The organism is Cohnella sp. LGH, from assembly GCF_017671885.1.
In the GTDB taxonomy this organism is placed as follows: domain Bacteria; phylum Bacillota; class Bacilli; order Paenibacillales; family Paenibacillaceae; genus Cohnella; species Cohnella phaseoli.
Genome location: NZ_CP072117.1, coordinates 2460524 through 2480414, shown reverse-complemented (window position 1 = coordinate 2480414; position 19891 = coordinate 2460524). Strand labels below are relative to the sequence as shown.

The window sequence follows — 19891 nt, the reverse complement described above, 5'->3', positions numbered from 1 at the left end:
ATCAAACCTCCTCATATGAGTTAGAGAAACGCGAAGCGGGCTCCTCAGTCTCCCACATTAAGACGGTGAGAGCGGGGACGGGAATTTCGATGCTGTACGCTTTGCCGTGCATAGGGATGTCGGTCGCTTGGACCCGTTCGGGCATCGGCGCCCCCGAACCTCCGTAATTGGCGCGGTCGCTGCTGAGCAGAAGCCGATATATACCGGATTGGCTTACTCCGATGCGATAGACGTCATAGCTTCGTCGGGAGAAATTGCAGGCGACAACGACGGAACGGTGGCCGGATTTGTCCCGGCGCTGGAACGACAGCATGCACTGGTCGGCATTGTTGACGTCGATCCACTCGAAGCCGGCGGGCGCATGATCGTTCTCCCAGAGAGCGGGCCGGTCCAGATAGATCCGGTTCAAATCGCGAACGTAACTGCGCATGCTGTCGTGCAGCGGATAACGCAGCAGGCTCCAATCGAGTCCCGAGTCGTCCTTCCATTCGTCGAACTGGCCGAACTCGCCGCCCATGAAAAGCAGCTTTTTGCCGGGATGACTCATCCAATAGCCGTAAAACAGTCTGAGATTCGCAAATTTCTCCTCGTAGCTTCCCGGCATCTTGTTCAGCATCGAATGCTTGCCGTGTACGACCTCGTCGTGCGACAGCGGCAGCACGTAATTTTCGGAATAGGCGTAATGCAGGGAAAACGTGATTAGAGAATGGCGGTCGGATCTGCGGGCGGGGTCCGTCTCCATGTAGCGGAGCATATCGTTCATCCAGCCCATATTCCATTTGTAATTGAACCCAAGGCCTCCAAGATAGGTAGGCGAGGTGACGGCCGGGTAGGAAGAAGAATCTTCAGCCATCATGAGACTCTCGGGGTAATAGCGAAAGACGGTTTCATTCAGCTTGCGCAAAAAAGCGAGCGCTTCGATGTCCTCCGTTCCGCCGTAGCGGTTCGTCGTGCGCATCGAGTCGGGTTTATCGAAATTGAGGTCGATCATGCTGGCCACCGCGTCGACGCGCAGTCCGTCGATATGGTACATATCCAGCCAAAACAGCGCGTTGGAGATCAGGAAGCTCTGCACCTGGGGCTTGCCGAAATCGAAGGCCAGCGTGCCCCACAGCGGCTTCTCGGCACGGCGGTAATCGGAGGGCTCATAGAGCGGCGTTCCGTCGAACAGCCTCAGTCCGTGTTCGTCTTTGCAGAAATGGCCGCTGACCCAATCGAGCAGAACGCCAACCCCGCGCCGATGGGCGCAGTCGACAAGCTCCATCAAGCCCTCCGGCGGTCCGTAACGGCTGGTGGCGGCATAATAGCCGGTCGTCTGGTAGCCCCACGAGCGATCCAGCGGATGCTCGGCCAGCGGAAGCACCTCGATGTGCGTATAGCCCATGTCGACGACGTAATCGACAAGCTCCCGCGCCAGCTGCGCGTAGCTCCGGAATTGCTCCGGCGCGTCCATTCGCCAGGCGCCGAGATGCACCTCGTAGATGAGCATCGGCTTGTCGTACGGGAGGCGCTGCCGTTTAAGCTGCATCCATTCGCTATCCTTCCAGTCGTAACAAGCGAGCGGCGTCACGACGGAGGCCGTATTCGGTCGCAGCTCGGAGCGGAATCCAAACGGATCGCTCTTCAACCGGCGCTCGCCTTCGGCGTCGATCAGCTCGTACTTGTAGCGGCTGCCGTCGCCCAGCCCACGGCCAAATCCAACCCATACGCCGGTCGTTCCGATCCGCTCCAGCTCGATTGCCCGGGATCGATCGGAGCTGCTCCAATCGCAGAAATCACCGATGACGAATACGGCGCGCGCATTAGGCGCCCAGAGAACAAAGCGTACGCCAGGCTCCCCTTCAACTTCCATCACATGTGCGCCAAAGGTAAGGTAAGCTCGAAATAGCTGCCCAGTATTAAACAGGTACAGGTCGTCGGATGATACAAAAGCCGGCGATTCCTGCATGCAACGTCACCTCCCCCAAGGCTTTCAAACCCTTATCCTGTAAGTTGTCGACAAATTTCGAGAATTTTCTGTCAACTTCGCTGACAACTTACATATAGGTTACATCCATTATAACGAAAACCTCACAATTAATCACCCTAATTTAGCGGGAACGAGCATTCAAAAAGCGCGACGTCGATTCCGCTCCATACACGGATTTCGCAATCAAAATCGGACCTTTTGTCCCCCCTTTAATAGAAGTCGTCCCTCCCCTGCGTGGAACTATATCTATGCTCTTTCAATAATTCGCATTCCGACCGTTCGTTTCCTGCCGGAGATCTGCAATTATCCCGGGCGTCCAACGAATCGTTGGACGCCGAAGAGAGGCTGCCCTAAGCGCTTCAAGCTGCTCCGGAGATTATCGATGAACAAGAGGGATGTCCCCCCTTTCTTAGTCTATCGATAATCCGGACCAACTCTGCCTAGGAACAGCCTCTCTTCGCCAAAGTTAATATTTATTTCCAGGCGGCCTGACTCCAGCGCAGCTCGTTGCGCAGCCGCACGGGGCTCGTATGCTCGTCGATCACAACGCATTCGATGCCGAAAAGATCGGCGAGATCAAGCATCTGCTCGGTCGTCGCCGCGAACGAATAGACAGTATGGTGCGCTCCTCCGGCTAAAATCCACGCTTCCGCGCCGATCTGCAGCGAAGGTTGGGGCTTCCACAGCACTCGCGCCACGGGAAGCTTCGGCATCGCCTTGTTCACGGCGACGCCCTCCACCTCATTGACGATCATGCGGAAGCGGCTGCCCATATCGACAACGGACACGTTGAGCGCCGACCCGCCCTTTCCGTCGAATACGATGCGCGCCGGATCGGCCTTGCCGCCAATCCCGAGCGGATGCACCTCGATGCGCGGCTTCGCGGCCGCTAGCGTAGGGCATACCTCCAGCATATGCGCGCCGAGCACGAGCTCGTTGCCGGGTTCGAAATGATAAGTGTAATCTTCCATGAAAGACGTATCGACGCCGCCTGCGACAATTTTCACAATCCGGGTTAGGGCTGCCGTCTTCCAATCCCCTTCTCCGGCAAATCCGTAGCCCTGCTCCATCAGCCTCTGCACGGCAAGCCCGGGAAGCTGCTCCAGCCCGTGCAAATCCTCGAACGTCGTCGTGAACGCGGTAAATCCGCCTTCCTCCAGAAACGACTTCAGCGCGATTTCGAGCTTCGCCTGGTAAGCGATCGCGTCCCTGACAGCGCCAGGGCGACGTCCCTCCTCGACGATCTCGTAGGCCGCGTCATATTCCGCCAGCAGTTGTTCGACTTGTTCCTTCGTTACCGCGTTTACCCGTTGGACGAGATCGCCAACGCCGTAGCCGTTCACCGACCATCCGAAACGGATCTGCGCTTCGACCTTGTCGCCTTCCGTCACGGCGACCTCCCTCATATTGTCTCCGAAGCGGGCAATCTTGAGCTTGTGGCTCTCGACGCTTGCCACCGCCGTCCGCTCCCAGCCGGCAATCCGCCGCCGAACTTGCGGGTCCTGCCAATGACCGACGACGACCTTGCGGGAAATGCCCAGCCGAGCTCCGATAAAACCAAACTCGCGATCCCCGTGAGCGGCCTGGTTCGTGTTCATAAAATCCATATCGATCGTGTCCCAGGGAATGTCGCGATTGTATTGCGTATGCAGATGAAGCAGCGGCTTGCGCAGCTCGGACAAGCCTGCGATCCACATTTTCGCCGGCGAGAACGTGTGCATCCACGTAATAATGCCCGCGCAAGCAGCGCTCGCATTTGCGTCCGCGCACAGCTGGCGAATTTCTTCCGGCGTTTTTACAACCGGCTTGAATACGATCGGATAAGAAACGGCGGAATCCGCAGTCAGCGCCTCCGCCATTTCCCGCGAGTGGCCGGCTACCTCTTCCAGCGTATCCGGTCCGTACAAGTGCTGACTACCGGTAACAAACCAAAATTCATAAGGATGTAGCTTTAACATTGCACAATCCTCCTGCCAGGAATAAGAATAGATAATAACTTGTACGTACATGTTTACTCGTTTATTGTAGGGGAACTGTTTGAAGAATACAACTGTTTCTTTGACGGCACAAGTGGGTTTCCGACAGCCGATCGGGATATCAAAAAGCGCAGCCCTTCCCGATAAATTCGGGTCGGGCTGCGCTCGGCGCGGGTGTCAGACTTAGAAAGTCGGCAGGTTGTCCAAATTGTTGTCCTCGCGGCCGTCGGGATCGGAACGAAGATGTTCGTCTCCGTCGCGCCCCTTGAACACGTTGACGTTGGCGATTTGATCGCTCTTGGCCATCTGCTGCGCTTCCTTGTAGCCGACGACTTGTCCGGAAGACAACTGAAGCTCGACGATGTCTCCGTCTCCGTTTTTACGGACGGCCGTGACGTGCGGTTTGCCGTCTTGTTGTTCCATAAGACCACCTCCGATACATAGTGTCCGCAGCTGTGGGAAAATTATGCAGACACCGACCGGGCTTACAGACGAACGAGTCTCCACGCATGGCTCTTGTAATCGACATGCGCGCGCGGGATCGGCAGGCCGACATACATGAGCTGATCTCCGCCGTAGACTTCTCTGCTGCCTTCGACGCGGTAGCGAGCTGCCGGGTCGAGACCTTGAAGCTTCAACCATTCGAGAGGTCCGTTAGGTTCGACAAGCACGTTCACATGAACGGCGAACGCTTCAGTCCCATCTTCCGTTACGGACATCCAGGCTGCGTCATTGCCCTCGAACGGGCTGCGCAGACGGTAGAACTCGCCGAATTGGACCACATGGCGGATTTCCTTGTAAAATTCGACCTGTTTCTTTACCTCCGCCTTTTCTTCGTCCGTCATCTGGGTCAGATCCAGCTCGTAGCCGAAATTGCCCGACATCGCGACGTCCGCTCGCGTTTGGAGCGACTTCAACCGTCCGGTCTGATGGTTCGGCACGGCGGAGACGTGGGCTCCCATCGAAGAGACCGGATAGACCATACTCGTCCCGTACTGAATGCGCAGACGGTGTATCGCGTCCGTATTATCGCTCGCCCACGTCTGCGGCATGTAATAAAGCATACCGGGATCGAAGCGTCCGCCGCCGCCGGAGCAGCTCTCGAACAGAATATCGGGAAACTGCGACGTGATCGCCTCCAGTACCCGATACAGGCCGAGCATGTACCGGTGAGCGGTTTCGCGCTGCCGGTGCGGCGAGAGCAGCGCCGAGCCGATCTCCGTCATATTGCGGTTCATGTCCCATTTGACGTAGGTGATCGGCGCCGAACGAAGCACGGCTCCGATCGATTCGATCAAATAGTCGCATACGTCCTCGCGGGACAAATCGAGCACGAGCTGCTGACGCCCCTCCGTTCTGCGCCGTCCCGGAACGTGAAGACACCAATCCGGATGCGCGCGATACAAGTCGCTGTCCGGGGACACCATCTCCGGCTCGAACCAGAGGCCGAATCGCATGTCCAGCCGGTTGACGCGCGCGGCCAGATCCTCCAGTCCTCCGGGCAGCTTGCGATAGTCGACCTTCCAGTCGCCTAGCGAGCAATTGTCGCTGTCCCGGCGGCCGAACCAGCCGTCGTCCAGCACAAACAGCTCGATGCCGAGCTCGCGGCCTACCTTGGCGATGCTCTCGATTTTGTCGGCATTAAATTGAAAATAAGTCGCTTCCCAGTTATTCACAAGAACAGGCCTTGCCCGATCGCGATGAACGCCGCGGCAGAGACGGGTCCGATAGAGACGGTGATAGGTTCTCGACATGCCGCCGAGTCCATCCGACGAGTAGACCATAACCGCTTCGGGAGTTTGGAAGCTTTCCCCCGGCTCCAATCGCCATTCGAAATCGAACGGATTGATGCCGATAGACACCCTTGCCGTCTTGAATTGGTCGACCTCCGTTTGAGCAACGAAGCTGCCGCTGTTCACAAGGCTGAATCCATACGCTTCTCCTTGCTGCTCGTCGGCGCCGGGAGCAACAAGCGCAATAAACGGATTGTGCTGATGACTGCTGGAGCCTCTGCGGCTCTCGATCGACTGAATGCCGGGGACAAGCTCCCGTGCGTACAAGTCCCGTTCCCTTGCCCACGATCCGGACAGCTGCAGCATACGGAACGAGTCGCGGTTGAAGTCTACGCTCGCGCTCATCGCCCGAAGCAGGCGAAGCGGCGAGCGACCTCCGTTCGTCAGTCTGACGGAGCGCGCGATCGCGTCGTGAGCGGCAAATACGGTGTAGCTCAGTACCGCTTCGAGGCCGGACAGCTCGTCCTTCAGCGTCAGCTCGAGCGTCTGCGCCTCGTCCTCCCGCTCGGCATAGATGGAAGGCAGACCTTCCAGCTCAGGCTTGCCCGAGAATATGCGATGAGCGGTGCAGGCAAACTCCGCTACGGTCGTTTTCTTGTTCGCGATAGCGGATTCCCATTCTTCCCGTCTCTCCTCTTCGCCCGACGTGCCGTCGGCGGTTTTTTCGGTTATAATATCACTATATTCGTATTATAAATTCGTTCCTTCCCTATTCCTATCTCAACATTTTCATCTTTCTATCAAAATATGAAAGGAGTATCATCGGTGGTTCAGCCTTCTTTTCCGATTGTGACCGAATCCGATTCGCGTCTTCCGCTCTATTTGACGAGCATCGGCCACTGGGAATTTCAAGAACGTACAAGGCGGCCCGACGGCTTCCCGGATTACCAATGGCTGCAGTCGGCAACGGGCCTCGGCGAACTGGAGGTTGACGGAACGCGCTGGCAGGTTAAGCCCGGCCAGGGCTTCCTCCTGCTTCCTAATGAGGCGCACGATTATTATCCGACTGTCGAGCCTTGGGGGCTTCATTGGATCGCTTTTAACGGCAGTCTGATGCCGTTGTGGATGAGCATGTCGGGCATTCGCCGCTCCGGCGTGTACGCGTTGTCCGACTCCGACAGTCTGATCGGACAGATGAAGGCGATCTATGCGACGTCGCTTACCGGCAGCCCTTTTCTCGGGGCGGAGTGCTCCAAGCTGCTGTACGGCCTGCTTCTGGACTTGTCCCGGAACGTAAGGACAAACGCTGCTGCCGCTCCTCATCTTTGCTTGAAGCTGCAACCGGTTATCCGCTTCATCGAGGACAACTGCCATCGAGTCGTATCGATCGAAGAGCTGGCGGCGCAGATCGACGTCAGCTCCCAATATTTGTGCCAATTGTTCCGCCACGCCTTCCAACTGCGGCCGATGGAATACGTCAATCGGGAACGGATCAACCGGAGCAAGAAGCTGATGCTGCAGGAGCCCCAGCTCAAGCTCAGGGAAGTGGCGCTGAGAGCCGGCTTCGACAGTCCGAGCTATTTCAGCTGCGTGTTCAAGAAAATAGAAGGCATAAGCCCGGAGCAGTTTCGCGGCCCTCGCGCCGGTCTGTGACCCTGACGAAATGCAAGGCAATTAGGGTGTGTCTGAAAACCCGCTCAGGGGCATCTATCACCGCCTTTTCGCCCCCTGCTGCGTCACTTTTGCTTGACGTACCCCCGATGGGCTTTGCATTTATTGACCAAACTTAACAATATTAAGGAGGAATAACTTATCATGACACATTCGAATACCCTTAACTTCTCCGTCCTCGATCTTGCTTCGATTACACAGGGAGGCTCGGCCTCCGTTTCCTTCCGCCATACGCTCGATCTTGCCCGTCAAGCCGAGAAATGGGGGTACCGCCGCTTTTGGATGGCCGAGCACCACGGCATGCCCGGCATCGCCAGCTCGGCCACTTCCGTGCTGATCGGCCACGTCGCCGGAGGCACGTCCACGATTCGCGTAGGCTCGGGCGGCATCATGCTGCCCAATCACGCCCCGCTCGTGATCGCCGAGCAATTCGGCACGCTCGAATCGCTCTATCCGGGACGCATCGATCTTGGACTGGGCCGCGCTCCGGGCTCCGATCAGGCCGTATCTCGGGTGCTGCGGCGGGAGCACGGCGGCGCCGGAGAGGATTTCCCGGCCATGCTCGCGGAACTGCGCGCCTATTTTCAGCCGGACGACGCGCCGAGCAACGGGATCGTACGCGCCATCCCCGGCGAAGGACTGAACGTGCCGATATGGCTGCTCGGTTCCAGCGGCTTCAGCGCGCAGCTCGCCGCGCAGCTCGGCCTTCCCTTCGCGTTCGCCAGCCATTTCGCGCCGGACTATCTGATGCCTGCGCTTGAACTGTACCGAGAGAACTTCCGCCCCTCGGCGGTGCTGGATAAGCCATGCGCGATGATCGGAGTCAACGTCACAGCCGCCGATACCGAGCAGGAAGCAAAAAGGCTTGCTACCTCGCAGCAGCAAGCGTTCCTGAATATGATCCGCGGGCGCTTCGCCCAGCTCCCGCCACCGGTCGACAGTATGGACGGCCTGTGGACCCCGTATGAGGAAGCGGCGCTGACCCGGCAGTTTGGCTTCGCCGTCGTCGGCGACAAGGAGCAGGTTCGAGCGCGACTCAAGGGCATAATCGAGTCGACCGGGGCCGACGAGCTAATCATCGCCTCGCAAATCTACGATCACGACGCGCGCCTTCGCTCCTACGAGCTGGTCGCCGAGGTCGGCCGAGAACTTCAAGGCTAAAGCTTATGTCAGACCGACAGCAACCCATGGATTGACAGCCATTAAACCTGGTGATATGATCGGTTTTATTATTTCTTAATATCCGATCTGCATAGGGGGATTTATATTGGTAAAACACCGTTCGAAATCGATCGTCGCGCTCTCTCTAGCCGCGGCTCTAGTCTGGACCACTCCGGCCGCCTTTCTGCCGCAGCACGTCGCTGCGGCAGAAATCGCGACGTTTGCCGACTCCGTACTGTCGCCGCAAGCGCAGGAATATGCCGACTACTTGCAAGAGAAATACGGCATCGCCGTCGCAGCTTCATGGACTCGCGGACAATTCGCAGACGCTCTGAACGCCGTCGTGTCGCCGGGAACGGAGAAAGCGATCGTTCTGACCGGCAATACATCGGAGCCATTGACGGCGATCGAAGCCGTATCGCTTGCACTTAAGGCGGCCGATCTCGAAGAGCTCGCCTATACATACTCGGCGAACAAAGCCAAAGTCTCTCTGGCCTGGGTCAAGCTCGGCTGGACATCCGAGGAATACGCTGCCGACAAGGCCAAAATTTTGGCCGCAGCCGTCAACACGGGCCTTCTCGTCTCCAGCTACTACCCGGAAATCCGCAACGATGCCGTCGCCCCTTCTTCGCTGGCTGCCGTCCTGCTCGGCAAGGTGCTTGAAGCGAAAGGGCTATACAAACGCTATCTCGGCACTACGACGGACGCAGACATTCTCGTGAAGCTAGGCGACGCTTACCGGACCTCGGACATTATTCAGGCTCCCGAGCTTCGCCAAATCGTCGACAAGGCGCTGAAGCAAAATCTCGTCACAGGGTACAACCTGAAGGACAGCCGCTTCGACGCCAATTTCCTCGATTCCCTGTCGGTCGTATACGGACATTCAGACTTCAAGCACGCGCTCCAGCTTGTCGGTCTGCTGCGCAGCGAGAAAATCAAAGCAAAGGTTCAGTTCGAGCCGAAAACTTCCGCCTTTATTTATTTGAAGGAGTGGGGGGATCCGGGGCAGTCCGATCTGTTCGAGGTCGTCCAGATCGAGAACGGCAATTACATCGAGTATGCCAAAGAGTACGATCTGGCTTTCGAATTCGAATCGACTTACGATAAGGAGCGCTTCGACCGAATTATCCTGTCGTACGCGAAGAAAAACGAAGACGATCAACCCGGTCTGATCTATGGCTCGTGGTGGCAGCCGCTCTACTATTCGTTGACCGAGCTGGGCGGCTATAAAGAAATTGCCAACAACAAAATTTCCGCGGGCAAGTACTATGCGCAGTCCTTCTCGCTGAAAGATCAATCCGCTTCCGTAACCGAAGGCTTCAAGAAGCTTGATTCGTCCGCGAAAGTCGTCAGTTACAACTTTTGGGTCGACGGTCCGTTCTATAACTACTTGCAAGGCGAATCCAAATAATTCGCAGACACTCTAGGGACATCCCTGATTGCGGTCTATTTGTACGGTTTTCCCTACAAATGTTCGTCGTTTGAGCCTGAACAGGGCAGGCATTGTACGATTTTTGAACAAACGTCCGCCGTTTAGGCCTGGTTCGAGCTGCGTTGTACGATTTTCCACCTAGCTTCCCAGCGCAAACTCACCATACGATCCTGAAAGTACCCTATCACGGGTTTAGCGTTCAACTTTCAGGATCGTATAGCATGCTAAAGAGATAGACGCCCACATCTTCATCCCTCGATGTTGTGTTTAACGGTCTAACCCACCATTAAATTTTTGTGACGGGTTTCCGTGATCGAGCGGCTGAACGCATTCGCAAGCCCTTCCAGATACATATAATCGGTGACGCCGATAATCTCCTTCTCTCCCGAGGAGAACACAAGCGTCAGCTTATGGACGGGTTTAACCAAAATATAGACGAGAATGTTGGCGATCAGTCCCGCGCCGCCGAGCAGCGATACATACTCATGAAACCGGAAGTCCAAGATCAAACCGGTTGCGATCAAAGTCAGCTCGAGAACGAGCAGCGCATACGGAATCTGCCTTCTTGACTTGACGAGCCGAATCGAGCACAGGTGTTGGATGGCAAACCGGGCATTGCCGCTGACGAACAGTTCTCTTGTGATCGTGAAGTTGTTGTCTTTGTAGATCGGTTGGTTTTCCATCGTATTCCTCCTGAGGATAGGTTCACCCCTGTTATTTCGACATCCGTTTGGAAATACCTACCTAACAACGCTTACATCGTCAAAAAAAGCGGAGAACTGCCTTTCAAGCGAAAAAAGGAACCGTCGATCGACAGTCTCGATCAACAGTCCCCCCGTGCCAAACTATTTTACGGCAATATAGATATCGACTACGGCGTTCTCCGGATCGGCGCTGCGCTCGTCATACAGCTCAAAATCGCCAGTATACGTTCGCTCCCATTCGGACGAAGACGACGCCCATTCCCAGATGCGCTGCCAAGCTTCGTGAACGACTTCTCCGAACGGACCGCGCCTTGTCGTAAAGACCGCGTATTTCGCCGCGGGAACGTGGACCGTCGTCAGCCCTTCGGGAACGTCTTCGGCTTGTCCCGCCATGCGGCCGATCAAAATTGTATACTCTCCGGCTGCGCCGTTCTCGTAATCCGTATAGCAGCCGTAGACGCGCGCGTCTCCCTCTTGCGCAGCTTTAGCCAGCGCTCCCTGTACGTCAGCGCTCCAAAATCGCCCCCACAGCTCGCCGATTTTCCCCTGCCCGCTCACTTCCGCTTGATTGGTCGTACGCACATCAATTCCGATCAGTTTACACGAATCCAAACTAACCATTTTGTCTCCCGCTCCGCTATTCATTTCTCATTCGCTCCTTGGTTAAAGTTTTGCCGATTCAGCTTTTCCTCACAGGAAATCTCAGCACCGTCTTCATCTTGGCCGGCTCAACCCTGCGGGGATCCGACAAATAAATTTCCCGATGGAGCAGACTTGTACGAATAAAGCCCTGCTCTTCGCAAAACGTCTCCATACGCGCAAAGCTTTGCGGCTCGTCGTCAAAGCTGCCCAAGTGCATCATCTGACAGCTAAGCCCGTCCGAAATGCGCTCGAACCGGACCTGTCCAAGAAACGGATTCGGCTTTTTCTTCTTCGTCTGTTCCAAGAAGCGCTCAAACATCGGCTCGGTCAAAAAATCGGGCTGACGGATCATAATCTTGTATTTCAAATTGCTTTTATCCGTCGCAGGCTTGGAGCGATCCAGCAAATCCCATACGCCTTCAAGCGGGAAAACCGTATATTCGTAGTAGCCCGCCGGTACATTATCGCTTTTGTACGACATTTTCACCGCATAGCTTAAACTGTACAATGCTGCGGTCTCTTCGGCAAATGCCTCTCTATTCGGGTCTCCGGAACCGCTCAGCGTAAAAAACGGCATACTCGGCACATCTACAATTTCCGGCGCCGTTTTCGGCATATAGAGCGTTTTGAAATCCTTTTTGTAATCTATCTTTCCATTCAAAACTTCTTCACCTCCGTCGCGATAACTCCACTATATCCTAACAACCCTGACAACTGTCTGTCAGGGTTGCATAAATTTCCGCGTTATTCAAATTACCTCGCGACCGCAGCTTTTGTTGCCCGAGCGCCCGCCCTGGCAGCCATAATGAAGCTGATAATCAGAACGACTGCAGCCAGCACGTAAGGGTAGTTGACATCCGCGTCGAACAGAAATCCGGCGATAACCGGACCGGCGATGTTGCCGAGGCTCGTAAACGCCGAGTTGAGACCTGCAACGTAGCCCTGCCGTTCCTCCGCCATCTTCGACATTTGCGTTCCGATCGCCGGACGCAAAATATCGATCGACAGGAAGACGATAAACGTAACCGCGAACACCATCCAGAAGCCGCTGACGAAAATCGTAAGCAAAATAAACAAGCCGCATGAAAGCAGGCAAAACGTAATCACATTCCGCTCCCCGAACCGGTTCATAATCCAGCCGAAAGCAGTCAACTGCACGACAGCCCCCGAAATGGAGCCAAACGTCAAAATAAAGGCGATGTCCTTCGGCGTAAATCCGAACTTGTGATCGACGAACAGACCGAAGATCGTCTCGTAGTTGGCCAGGCCGAAGGAAATAACGAACACGAGAATGAGACTGAGAAAATAAGGCTGTTTGTAAGAATTCCGTAGCATGCTCCACAAGCTTTCCCGCTCCTCGGGAGCTGCCTCCTTGATTGCGGATTTAGCAGACACGAGCGATTCCGGCAAAATAAAGGCGGTCAAAACCGCAGCTCCGAGACCGGCAATCGCAGCGGCATAGAACGGAACGCGTATGCCGAATTCCGCCAAGTATCCCCCGATGCCCGGTCCGATAATAAACCCGGTCGTGATCGCCGCATTAATCAACCCCATGCCTTTCGCCCGTTCCTCGTTCGATGTCATGTCCGCCGTGTAGGCCATAACCGCTGGCATGATCAGCGCTGCGCCGAGTCCGCCGAGAAAACGAGCTGCGAAGAGCAAGACGGACGAATGCGCGATCCCGAACATCCACTCCGACAAAGCGAAGACGAGCATGCCCGCGATAATAATCTTTTTCCGTCCCAACGAGTCCGACAATCGACCCGCAAAGGGCGAGAACAACAGCTGAGTCAGCGAGAATGCCCCTACCAGCAAACCGACAATGAAGCCGCTGATATCGAGCAGCGTCATGAATTTGGGCATAACCGGAATAACGAGCCCGATCCCCATAAAAATAAGAAAAATGTTGAGCATAAGGAGCAAGATCGCCCCTCTTTTTCTAAGCAGCAGTTCCATGATGAAAATCCTCCAAAATAATACTGAATATTCATTCTAAATGAGGGTATAAAAAAAGGGATACGGCGTTAGCTTCACCCTTCTCGCTTGGCGATTCCGTACAGAAACGTTTCCATCGCAGTGCGATACAGAGAGAGCGCTCCTTGGCGGTCTAATTTGCGCGAATGCTGACTCAGTCCGTAAATGACGCTGTCCAAAATCACAGCCATCTTCTCCGTATCGAACGGCTTAAATTCTCCGTTGTCGATGCCTTCCTGAAGCAGTTTGCGATTAAAGCTAACATACCCAGCAATCATCTCGGCAATTCGCTCTTCGACGTCGTTCGCTTTTTCCGAATTGTTGTAAAATTCGTCCGAAGCCTTCGTCAAAGGATGGTTCAAATTGTCGGTAAAGAGCTGCTCCGCCATGCCGATCAGCTTTTCCTTCGATGTCGGGTACAGCCGCTCCTTCTCCGTCCAGCCGCTTTCCCACTCCCGATCCCACTCTTGCAGCAAGTGCAGGAAGAGCCCTTCCTTGCTCTTGAAATGATAATAAATATTTCCCGCGCTGCAGCCGGTGGCGCTTACGATGTCCTCGATCGAAGTCGCTTTGTACCCTTTGAGCGCAAACAACGCCTTCGCCGCATCGGCCACCTTTTTTTTCGTCTGCTCGCTTTGCAGCTTCTTTTTATTCATTCCGATACTGTCACCGCCATTTATACTGAACGTTTATTCAGTATTCTAACGTAAAAAAACCGAAATTGCAAACTGTAATGCTTTCCGTTGCAATTTCGGCCCCGTTCCTGCCTAACCCGTTCGACTTCAGCAGCCTTGCAGAAGGCTCGGAACGCTTCAACTAAATTCAGTTCGTATCAGTCCGCAATAACGCCCTTCTTCAATATGAGGTTGGCGTACAGCGCTCCCTCACCCGTGGCGACGATCGCATACGCATTCTTCGCGCGCTCGTAGAAAGCGAACCGTTCGACCTCCTCGAACGGCGCTGTCAGACCGGTACGAGCTTCGATAATCTCCCCGTAAGCATTCCAGATCGGCGTCTCGACCGTGTCTCCCGGCATAACCTGCATCAGCGCGACCGGTTTGTCAACGTATTGGTCCAGAGGAAACAGCTCCAGTATTGCATCCAACAGCTCGGGAGCGCCGTGTCCGTCGGCGCGAATAAGGCGCCGCGCGTGACTGGCCGCCGGAAAATTGCCGTCCGCCAGCACAATTTCGTCGCTGTGGCCCATCTCCATCAGTATTTTCAGCAATTCGGGCGAAATCAGGCTTGATATTCCTTTTAGCATCCGCCGCCAACTCCTTTCGAATCGATCATATCCGGATCATACCCGTCCGAAGCCCAGAAACTTCTCGTAGGCTTCCGCCCATCCGGAATCGGACTCCGGCTCGTAGATATCAACAGGGAACGAGGCAGCGACAAGCTTGCGCGCCTCCTTCAAGTCCTTGCACTCTCCAAGCGCGACGAATTGCATCAGCATGTTGCCGATCGCGCTCGCTTCGACCGGTCCGGCCCACACCGGTTTGCCGATCGCGTTAGCAGTAAACCCGCACAGCAGCTCGTTCTGAATACCGCCCCCGACCATGTGCAAGCCGCCGTATACGCGTTCAGTCAGCTTCTCCGCCTGTTCCAGCGCCTGACGGTACCTCAGCGCCAAGCTTTCGAGGATGCAGCGGACGATCTCGCCTTCGCTTTGCGGAATCGGCTGCTTCGTCTCCGCACAGAACGAGCGGATCTTGTCGGCCATGCCGCCGGGCGAGAAAAACCGCGGATCGTCGGGATGAATAAGACTGCGAAACGGCGCGGCTTGTTCCGCCAATCGGACCAATTCCGGGAACCCAAGCTCCTTGCCCTGCTCGTCCCACTCCCGCTTGCATTCCTGCAGCAGCCACAGGCCCATGATGTTTTTCAGCAGCTGATACGTGCCGCCGACGCCGCCTTCGTTGGAAAACTCCAGCTCCATCGTCTCGGGACTCAGCAGCGGGCCGTCCATCTCCGTTCCAAGCAGCGACCACGTTCCGCATACGAGGAAGGCGAACGGCTCCTCGCCGGCCGGTACGGCGGCAATCGCCGACTCGGTATCGTGCGTGCCGACCGCTACCGCTTGAATCGCCGGCACTCCCAGTTCCTCCTGCACTTCCGGAGAGAGCGGGCCGACTATCGTCCCTGGCTGCACCGGTTCAAGGAAGAGATGCGACGGAATGCCAAGCCGTTCCATCAGCTCCGTATTCCACGCCTGTCGGGCTGGATCGAACAGCTGCGTCGTTGTCGCCATCGTGAATTCGCACGACTTGACTCCGGTCAGCAAGTATGTCAACAGATCGGGCGTCAGCAGCAGCGTCTTGGCGACTTCCAGCTTCGGAGAAGCTGCCTTAACCATTGCGTAGAGCTGATACAGCGTATTAAACGGCATAAATTGCAAGCCGCTTTGCTCGAACAGCGCGCGCTGTCCGATCAAGCCGCTTACCTCTTCGATCAACCCTTCCGTCTGAGGGTCGCGGTAATGGTACGGGCTGCCGAGCAGCTCGCCGTTTGTGTCAAGCAGCCCGAAATCGACGCCCCACGTATCGATGCCGAACGTCGCCGGCTCGAAGCCCTTCTGGAACGCGAAGCGGATGCTCTTCTTCATCTCGTGCAGCAGCCGGAGCGTATCCCAGTGCAGATGCTTGCCGACCTGGATCGCGTGATTGGGGAAACGGTGGATTTCCGTTACTTCCAGGCTGCTTTTGCCGGTATCCCCTTCGGTCAGTCGGCCGACAAGCGCGCGGCCGCTGCTGGCGCCCATATCAAAGGCCAGTACGGCGGCTCCTTGTGTCATCGCGGTTCCTCCTTCTCTCCTCGCGGCGTCCGTTTTATTTCATTTTCTGCAGCAGTTGTATCCGATAAGCCTCGCTCTCCAGCGACGCGATCTCCTCGAACTCTTCCTTCGTCAACACTTTAGGCTCCTTGATCGCTTTGGCGATCAGGAAAATTTTCGCGCTTTCCTCTACGACTTCCGTCCGATAATATGCTTCGCGCAGGTTACGTCCGGTCGTTACGAGGCCGTGGTTGCCGAGCAAAATCGACGAATGCTCGATTTTCTCCACAACCGCGTCGGCCAATCTGTCGGTCGTCGGCAGCACGTAATCTACGTATACGGTTTTGCCGACGAGCGCGGCCTGATCCGGGAACATGATCGGCAGATCTTTCTCCACCAGCGTATAAGCGATGCAATATGGCGGATGCGTGTGCACCATCGCGCCGATGTTCGGATTTTGGCGATACGCATATAAGTGCATCAGCACTTCCGAGGACGGACGCAGTCCGATATCGGTAATCTCGCCGGTCTCGATGTCGACCTCTACCCATTGCTCCGGCTGGATTTCATCCAGCGCGAATCCGCTTGGGGATAAATACATTTTGCCTTCGTGGCGCGCGCTAAGGTTGCCGCCCGGTCCGACGACCAGCTTGTTGGCGACTGTTTTCTGCGCGTACTTGCACAATTCCTGACGAATTTCCTGGCTGCTCATATTCGCTTGACTCCATTCTATGGACAAACGACTGCCGCCCTCCCGGCAGGGAGCTAGGGCGTGTCTGAACACCCGATTGCCTCGGAGTATTCAGACACGCCCTTACGACAGCTTTGTCTGATTTATTATTTGTACAGCGGTCCGAAGTTGTTGCATGCGCGATAGTCCGCGCTCTCCGGATTGTCGGTGCCGAACAGTCCCCAGGCCCGCGGACGGAAAACCTGCTCATCCGGCACGTTGTGCATGCTGACCGGGATGCGCAGCATCGAAGCGAGCGTGATCAGGTCAGCGCCGATATGGCCGTAGCTGATCGAGCCGTGGTTCGCGCCCCAGTTATCCATGACGTCGTATACGTTCTTGAATGCGCCCTTGCCCGTCAGAGTCGGAGCGAACCAGGTCGTCGGCCAAGTCGGATCCGTCCGCTTGTCGAGCGCGTCATGCACTTCCGAAGGCAGGTCGACGGAATAGCCTTCCGCGATTTGCAGCACCGGTCCGATACCCTTGACCATATTCAAACGGGACATTGTCATCGGCATGCCGCCGCGAGTCAGGAAGTCGGAGGAGTAGCCGCCCCCACGGAAATATTCGACCGACGCCGGACGCCAGGAGGTCGCGTCGAGACACTTCTGCGCTTCCTCTTCTGTAATTTCCCAGAATGGCTTCATTGCCGGCTGGCCGTCTTTCGTCTGCTCGCCCGTGCCATCCATCGTTGCTGAACCGGAGTTGATGAGATGCAGGATGCCGCCAGCAGCCGCGCCGGACAGCTTGTGGCCCGTTACGCGCTCAACCGAATCGGGACTCCAGTACGTGCGAACGTCCGCGAAAATTTGCGCCGTATTCGTTAGCAGGTTGCCGAACAGCATGACCGCGCCGTTCAGACTGTCGTTCTCGGTCGCCACCATATAAGGAGCGCGGATACCGTTCCAGTCGAACGAGGAGTTCAGAATCGTCTCCATGAAGTCGCCGTTCGGGAAGTGGTCGGTCCATTGACGCTGTCCTTGGAAACCGCCGACGATCGCGTTGTGGCCTTGCGCCTCTTCTCCAAAGCCTAGCTCGGCCAGACGCGGGTTGCCGGTCATCAGATCGCGGGCGATTATCGTCATTTTGACGACCGTCTCCCAATCCTTGTCCTTCTGCTCGCGAGAAGTTTGCAGATGCGGCGGGTTGTTGTCCGGGCCTTCGATGCAGTTTTCCTTCACCCAGGCAAGCGCTTTCTCATACTCTACCGGATCGTAAATCAGCTCGTCGAAACGGCGGACGAATTCGCTCATATCGATGTATTCCGTGCGCAGTCCGAGATACTCCTGGAAGAACGCGTCGTTAACGATCGAACCCGCGATGCCCATCGAGACCGAACCCATCGACAGGTACGACTTGCCCTTCATCAGCGCAACGGCCAGTCCCGCTCTTGCAAAGCCGAGCAGCTTGCCCTTGACGTCCTCGGGAATGTCCGTCGTGCCCGCGTCCTGTACGTCGTTGCCGTAGATACCGAATGCCGGCAGCCCTTTTTGCGCATAAGCGGACAATACGGCGGCCAAGTATACAGCGCCCGGACGCTCGGTACCGTTAAAGCCCCATACCGCCTTCGGAATCGCCGGGTCCATGTCCATCGTCTCCGTGCCGTAGCACCAGCAAGGCGTAACCGTAATTGAAACGCCTACATTTTCCTTAGCGAACTTGCTTGCCGCAGCCGCGGATTCCGCCACGCCGCCGATCGTCGAATCGGCGATCACGCACTCGACCGGCGTACCGTCCGGGTAGCGAAGGTGATCGGAAAGAAGCTTGGCAACCCCTTTAGCCATGTTCATTGTTTGCTCTTCCAGTGACTCGCGGACGCCTCTGCGTCGGCCGTCAATCGTTGGACGAATGCCGATTTTCGGGAATTCGCCTTTCCACCTGAACTGTTGGTCTGCCATGTGATCAGCCTCCAATGAAATAAAAAAATGTTATCGATAACCTCAAGTTACCAAGGAAAACGCTTGCTGTCAATTCTTTAATTTTGTAAGATAAAAGAACAGTATGACGACAAGGAGCTTAATTCCATGGTTACGATCTACGATATCGCCGCCAAAGCCGGAGTGTCGGCGATGACCGTCTCCAGGGTTATCAATAACACCGGCAAAATCAGCGACAAAACTCGCAACAAGGTGCGCCGCGTGATGGAGGAGCTGAACTACGTGCCCAACCAGATGGCGCGCAGTCTCGTGCTTCAGCAGAGCAACGTGCTGTTCCTGCTCATTACGGACATTACGAACCCTTTCTATACGACGCTTGCCAGAGGCGCGGAAGATGCAGCCAAGAAACACGGCTACCGCCTGCTATTCGGCAATTCGGACGAGAGCGTCGAGAAGGAAAAGGATTATATCGACACCATTCTTGCGACAAGAGCGGACGGCGTGCTCGTCGCCCCGGCCAGCGATCTATCGCTGCCGCACTTGGAGACGCTGCGGCTGCATCGCGTCCCGTTCGTGCTGCTCGATCGCGAAGTGCCGGGCATGGACAGCGACGTCGTGCTCGGGGACAGCAAGGAAGGCGCGCGCAAGCTCGTCGACCATCTAACGTCCCGTGGACATCGACGAATTGCTTTGATCAACGGCTCGCCGCTGATTTCCAGCGCGCGGCTGCGACTTGAGGGCTATCGCGAGGCGCTGAAGTTGAACGATATCCCTTTCGATCAGAATTATGTGCTGGAAACCGCATTCGAGCCCCGCAGCGACCTAAGCGAGATCGAAGGCTGGCTCGACCGCATGTCTGCCCCTCCGACCGCTATCGTCGCCGGCAACAACGTGCTTGCCGTCGAAGTCATCCGAACGCTGCATGCGCGAGGGCTCGGGGTTCCCGAGCAAGTATCGGTCGTCTGCTTCGACGATCTCGGTCCCTACTCCGAGATCGACCCGTTCCTGACCGTCATTGCCCAGCAGGCGTACCAATTCGGTTATCTCGGCACGCAAATGCTCATCGACCGCATTCAGGAGCGCGACGTCACCGGCCTTCCATGGAAAAAAATCGTGCTCCCCGCCGACATGATCGTTCGTCGATCGGTAGCTTCGATCCATACCCCGTAAACGTGAAAAAGCTGCCGGCTCGCGCCAGCAGCTCTATTCCATTTCCTCAATCCGGCCAACTGACAGCCTCCCTGAATCA

Annotated in this window: 16 protein-coding genes and 1 pseudogene; 4 read left to right on the top strand and 13 right to left on the bottom strand. The window is 56.1% G+C overall.

What is annotated here, in order from left to right:
* Position 1: 1 nt before the first annotated feature.
* The 4 genes and pseudogenes from glgB to J4772_RS09980 form a co-directional block, all read right to left on the bottom strand.
* Positions 2-1948: a 1,4-alpha-glucan branching protein GlgB gene (gene glgB / locus J4772_RS09995; RefSeq protein ID WP_209075109.1), complete on the bottom strand. Its 1947-nt coding sequence runs from the start codon at positions 1946-1948 to the stop codon at positions 2-4.
* A 494-nt stretch (positions 1949-2442) separates the two neighbouring features.
* Entirely contained in the window at positions 2443-3927 is a 1485-nt protein-coding gene (gene araA / locus J4772_RS09990; RefSeq protein ID WP_209075108.1) for an L-arabinose isomerase, read from the bottom strand.
* A gap of 201 nt (positions 3928-4128) precedes the next feature.
* Positions 4129-4368: a DUF3892 domain-containing protein gene (locus tag J4772_RS09985; RefSeq protein ID WP_116058827.1), complete on the bottom strand. Its 240-nt coding sequence runs from the start codon at positions 4366-4368 to the stop codon at positions 4129-4131.
* A 62-nt stretch (positions 4369-4430) separates the two neighbouring features.
* Positions 4431-6389 (bottom strand): annotated as a pseudogene (locus J4772_RS09980) (alpha-galactosidase); the annotation flags it as partial.
* 114 nt (positions 6390-6503) lie between these two features.
* Between J4772_RS09980 and J4772_RS09975 the strand changes: the two are divergent.
* From J4772_RS09975 to J4772_RS09965, 3 genes are all read left to right on the top strand, one after another.
* Positions 6504-7331 (top strand): AraC family transcriptional regulator, encoded by an 828-nt coding sequence (locus J4772_RS09975; protein WP_209075107.1) that lies wholly within the window; start codon positions 6504-6506, stop codon positions 7329-7331.
* A gap of 162 nt (positions 7332-7493) precedes the next feature.
* Entirely contained in the window at positions 7494-8510 is a 1017-nt protein-coding gene (locus J4772_RS09970) for an LLM class flavin-dependent oxidoreductase (RefSeq protein ID WP_116058824.1), read from the top strand.
* 106 nt (positions 8511-8616) lie between these two features.
* Positions 8617-9921 (top strand): hypothetical protein, encoded by a 1305-nt coding sequence (locus J4772_RS09965; protein ID WP_209075106.1) that lies wholly within the window; start codon positions 8617-8619, stop codon positions 9919-9921.
* Between the two features lie 296 nt (positions 9922-10217).
* On the opposite strand, the gene J4772_RS09960 is transcribed toward J4772_RS09965, so the two are convergent.
* The 9 genes from J4772_RS09960 to J4772_RS09920 all read right to left on the bottom strand — a co-directional run bounded on the left by J4772_RS09960 (position 10218) and on the right by J4772_RS09920 (position 18663).
* Positions 10218-10625 carry a DUF6232 family protein gene (locus J4772_RS09960; RefSeq protein ID WP_209075105.1) on the bottom strand — a complete coding sequence of 136 codons (408 nt, stop codon included), beginning with the start codon at positions 10623-10625 and terminating at the stop codon, positions 10218-10220.
* Between the two features lie 162 nt (positions 10626-10787).
* Positions 10788-11291, bottom strand: a complete 504-nt coding sequence (locus tag J4772_RS09955; protein ID WP_247741068.1) for a GyrI-like domain-containing protein — start codon at positions 11289-11291, stop codon at positions 10788-10790.
* Between the two features lie 34 nt (positions 11292-11325).
* Positions 11326-11949 carry a GyrI-like domain-containing protein gene (locus tag J4772_RS09950; RefSeq protein ID WP_247741067.1) on the bottom strand — a complete coding sequence of 208 codons (624 nt, stop codon included), beginning with the start codon at positions 11947-11949 and terminating at the stop codon, positions 11326-11328.
* 92 nt (positions 11950-12041) lie between these two features.
* Entirely contained in the window at positions 12042-13244 is a 1203-nt protein-coding gene (locus tag J4772_RS09945) for an MFS transporter (protein WP_209075104.1), read from the bottom strand.
* A gap of 74 nt (positions 13245-13318) precedes the next feature.
* On the bottom strand, positions 13319-13918 hold the full coding sequence (locus tag J4772_RS09940) for a TetR/AcrR family transcriptional regulator (RefSeq protein WP_209075103.1): 600 nt from the start codon (positions 13916-13918) through the stop codon (positions 13319-13321).
* A 176-nt stretch (positions 13919-14094) separates the two neighbouring features.
* Positions 14095-14526, bottom strand: a complete 432-nt coding sequence (gene fucU / locus J4772_RS09935; protein ID WP_116058820.1) for an L-fucose mutarotase — start codon at positions 14524-14526, stop codon at positions 14095-14097.
* 36 nt (positions 14527-14562) lie between these two features.
* Positions 14563-16056, bottom strand: a complete 1494-nt coding sequence (locus tag J4772_RS09930; protein WP_209075102.1) for a rhamnulokinase — start codon at positions 16054-16056, stop codon at positions 14563-14565.
* A gap of 34 nt (positions 16057-16090) precedes the next feature.
* Positions 16091-16747, bottom strand: a complete 657-nt coding sequence (locus tag J4772_RS09925) for a class II aldolase/adducin family protein (RefSeq protein WP_209077080.1) — start codon at positions 16745-16747, stop codon at positions 16091-16093.
* A 125-nt stretch (positions 16748-16872) separates the two neighbouring features.
* Positions 16873-18663, bottom strand: coding sequence for an L-fucose isomerase (locus J4772_RS09920; protein WP_209075101.1), 1791 nt, complete (start codon positions 18661-18663; stop codon positions 16873-16875).
* Positions 18664-18789: 126 nt separating this feature from the next.
* Between J4772_RS09920 and J4772_RS09915 the strand changes: the two genes are divergently transcribed.
* Positions 18790-19812, top strand: coding sequence for a LacI family DNA-binding transcriptional regulator (locus J4772_RS09915; protein ID WP_209075100.1), 1023 nt, complete (start codon positions 18790-18792; stop codon positions 19810-19812).
* Positions 19813-19891 lie beyond the last annotated feature (79 nt).

What these genes read in the sequence shown, in the direction of transcription:
- glgB (WP_209075109.1), bottom strand. Translation starts at nt 1,948, where the DNA reads ATGCAGGAATCGCCGGCTTTTGTATCATCCGACGACCTGTACCTGTTT.
- araA (WP_209075108.1), bottom strand. Translation starts at nt 3,927, where the DNA reads ATGTTAAAGCTACATCCTTATGAATTTTGGTTTGTTACCGGTAGTCAG.
- J4772_RS09985 (WP_116058827.1), bottom strand. Translation starts at nt 4,368, where the DNA reads ATGGAACAACAAGACGGCAAACCGCACGTCACGGCCGTCCGTAAAAAC.
- J4772_RS09970 (WP_116058824.1), top strand. Translation starts at nt 7,494, where the DNA reads ATGACACATTCGAATACCCTTAACTTCTCCGTCCTCGATCTTGCTTCG.
- J4772_RS09960 (WP_209075105.1), bottom strand. Translation starts at nt 10,625, where the DNA reads ATGGAAAACCAACCGATCTACAAAGACAACAACTTCACGATCACAAGA.
- J4772_RS09955 (WP_247741068.1), bottom strand. Translation starts at nt 11,291, where the DNA reads ATGAATAGCGGAGCGGGAGACAAAATGGTTAGTTTGGATTCGTGTAAA.
- J4772_RS09945 (WP_209075104.1), bottom strand. Translation starts at nt 13,244, where the DNA reads ATGGAACTGCTGCTTAGAAAAAGAGGGGCGATCTTGCTCCTTATGCTC.
- J4772_RS09940 (WP_209075103.1), bottom strand. Translation starts at nt 13,918, where the DNA reads ATGAATAAAAAGAAGCTGCAAAGCGAGCAGACGAAAAAAAAGGTGGCC.
- fucU (WP_116058820.1), bottom strand. Translation starts at nt 14,526, where the DNA reads ATGCTAAAAGGAATATCAAGCCTGATTTCGCCCGAATTGCTGAAAATA.
- J4772_RS09930 (WP_209075102.1), bottom strand. Translation starts at nt 16,056, where the DNA reads ATGACACAAGGAGCCGCCGTACTGGCCTTTGATATGGGCGCCAGCAGC.
- J4772_RS09925 (WP_209077080.1), bottom strand. Translation starts at nt 16,747, where the DNA reads ATGAGCAGCCAGGAAATTCGTCAGGAATTGTGCAAGTACGCGCAGAAA.
- J4772_RS09920 (WP_209075101.1), bottom strand. Translation starts at nt 18,663, where the DNA reads ATGGCAGACCAACAGTTCAGGTGGAAAGGCGAATTCCCGAAAATCGGC.
- J4772_RS09915 (WP_209075100.1), top strand. Translation starts at nt 18,790, where the DNA reads ATGGTTACGATCTACGATATCGCCGCCAAAGCCGGAGTGTCGGCGATG.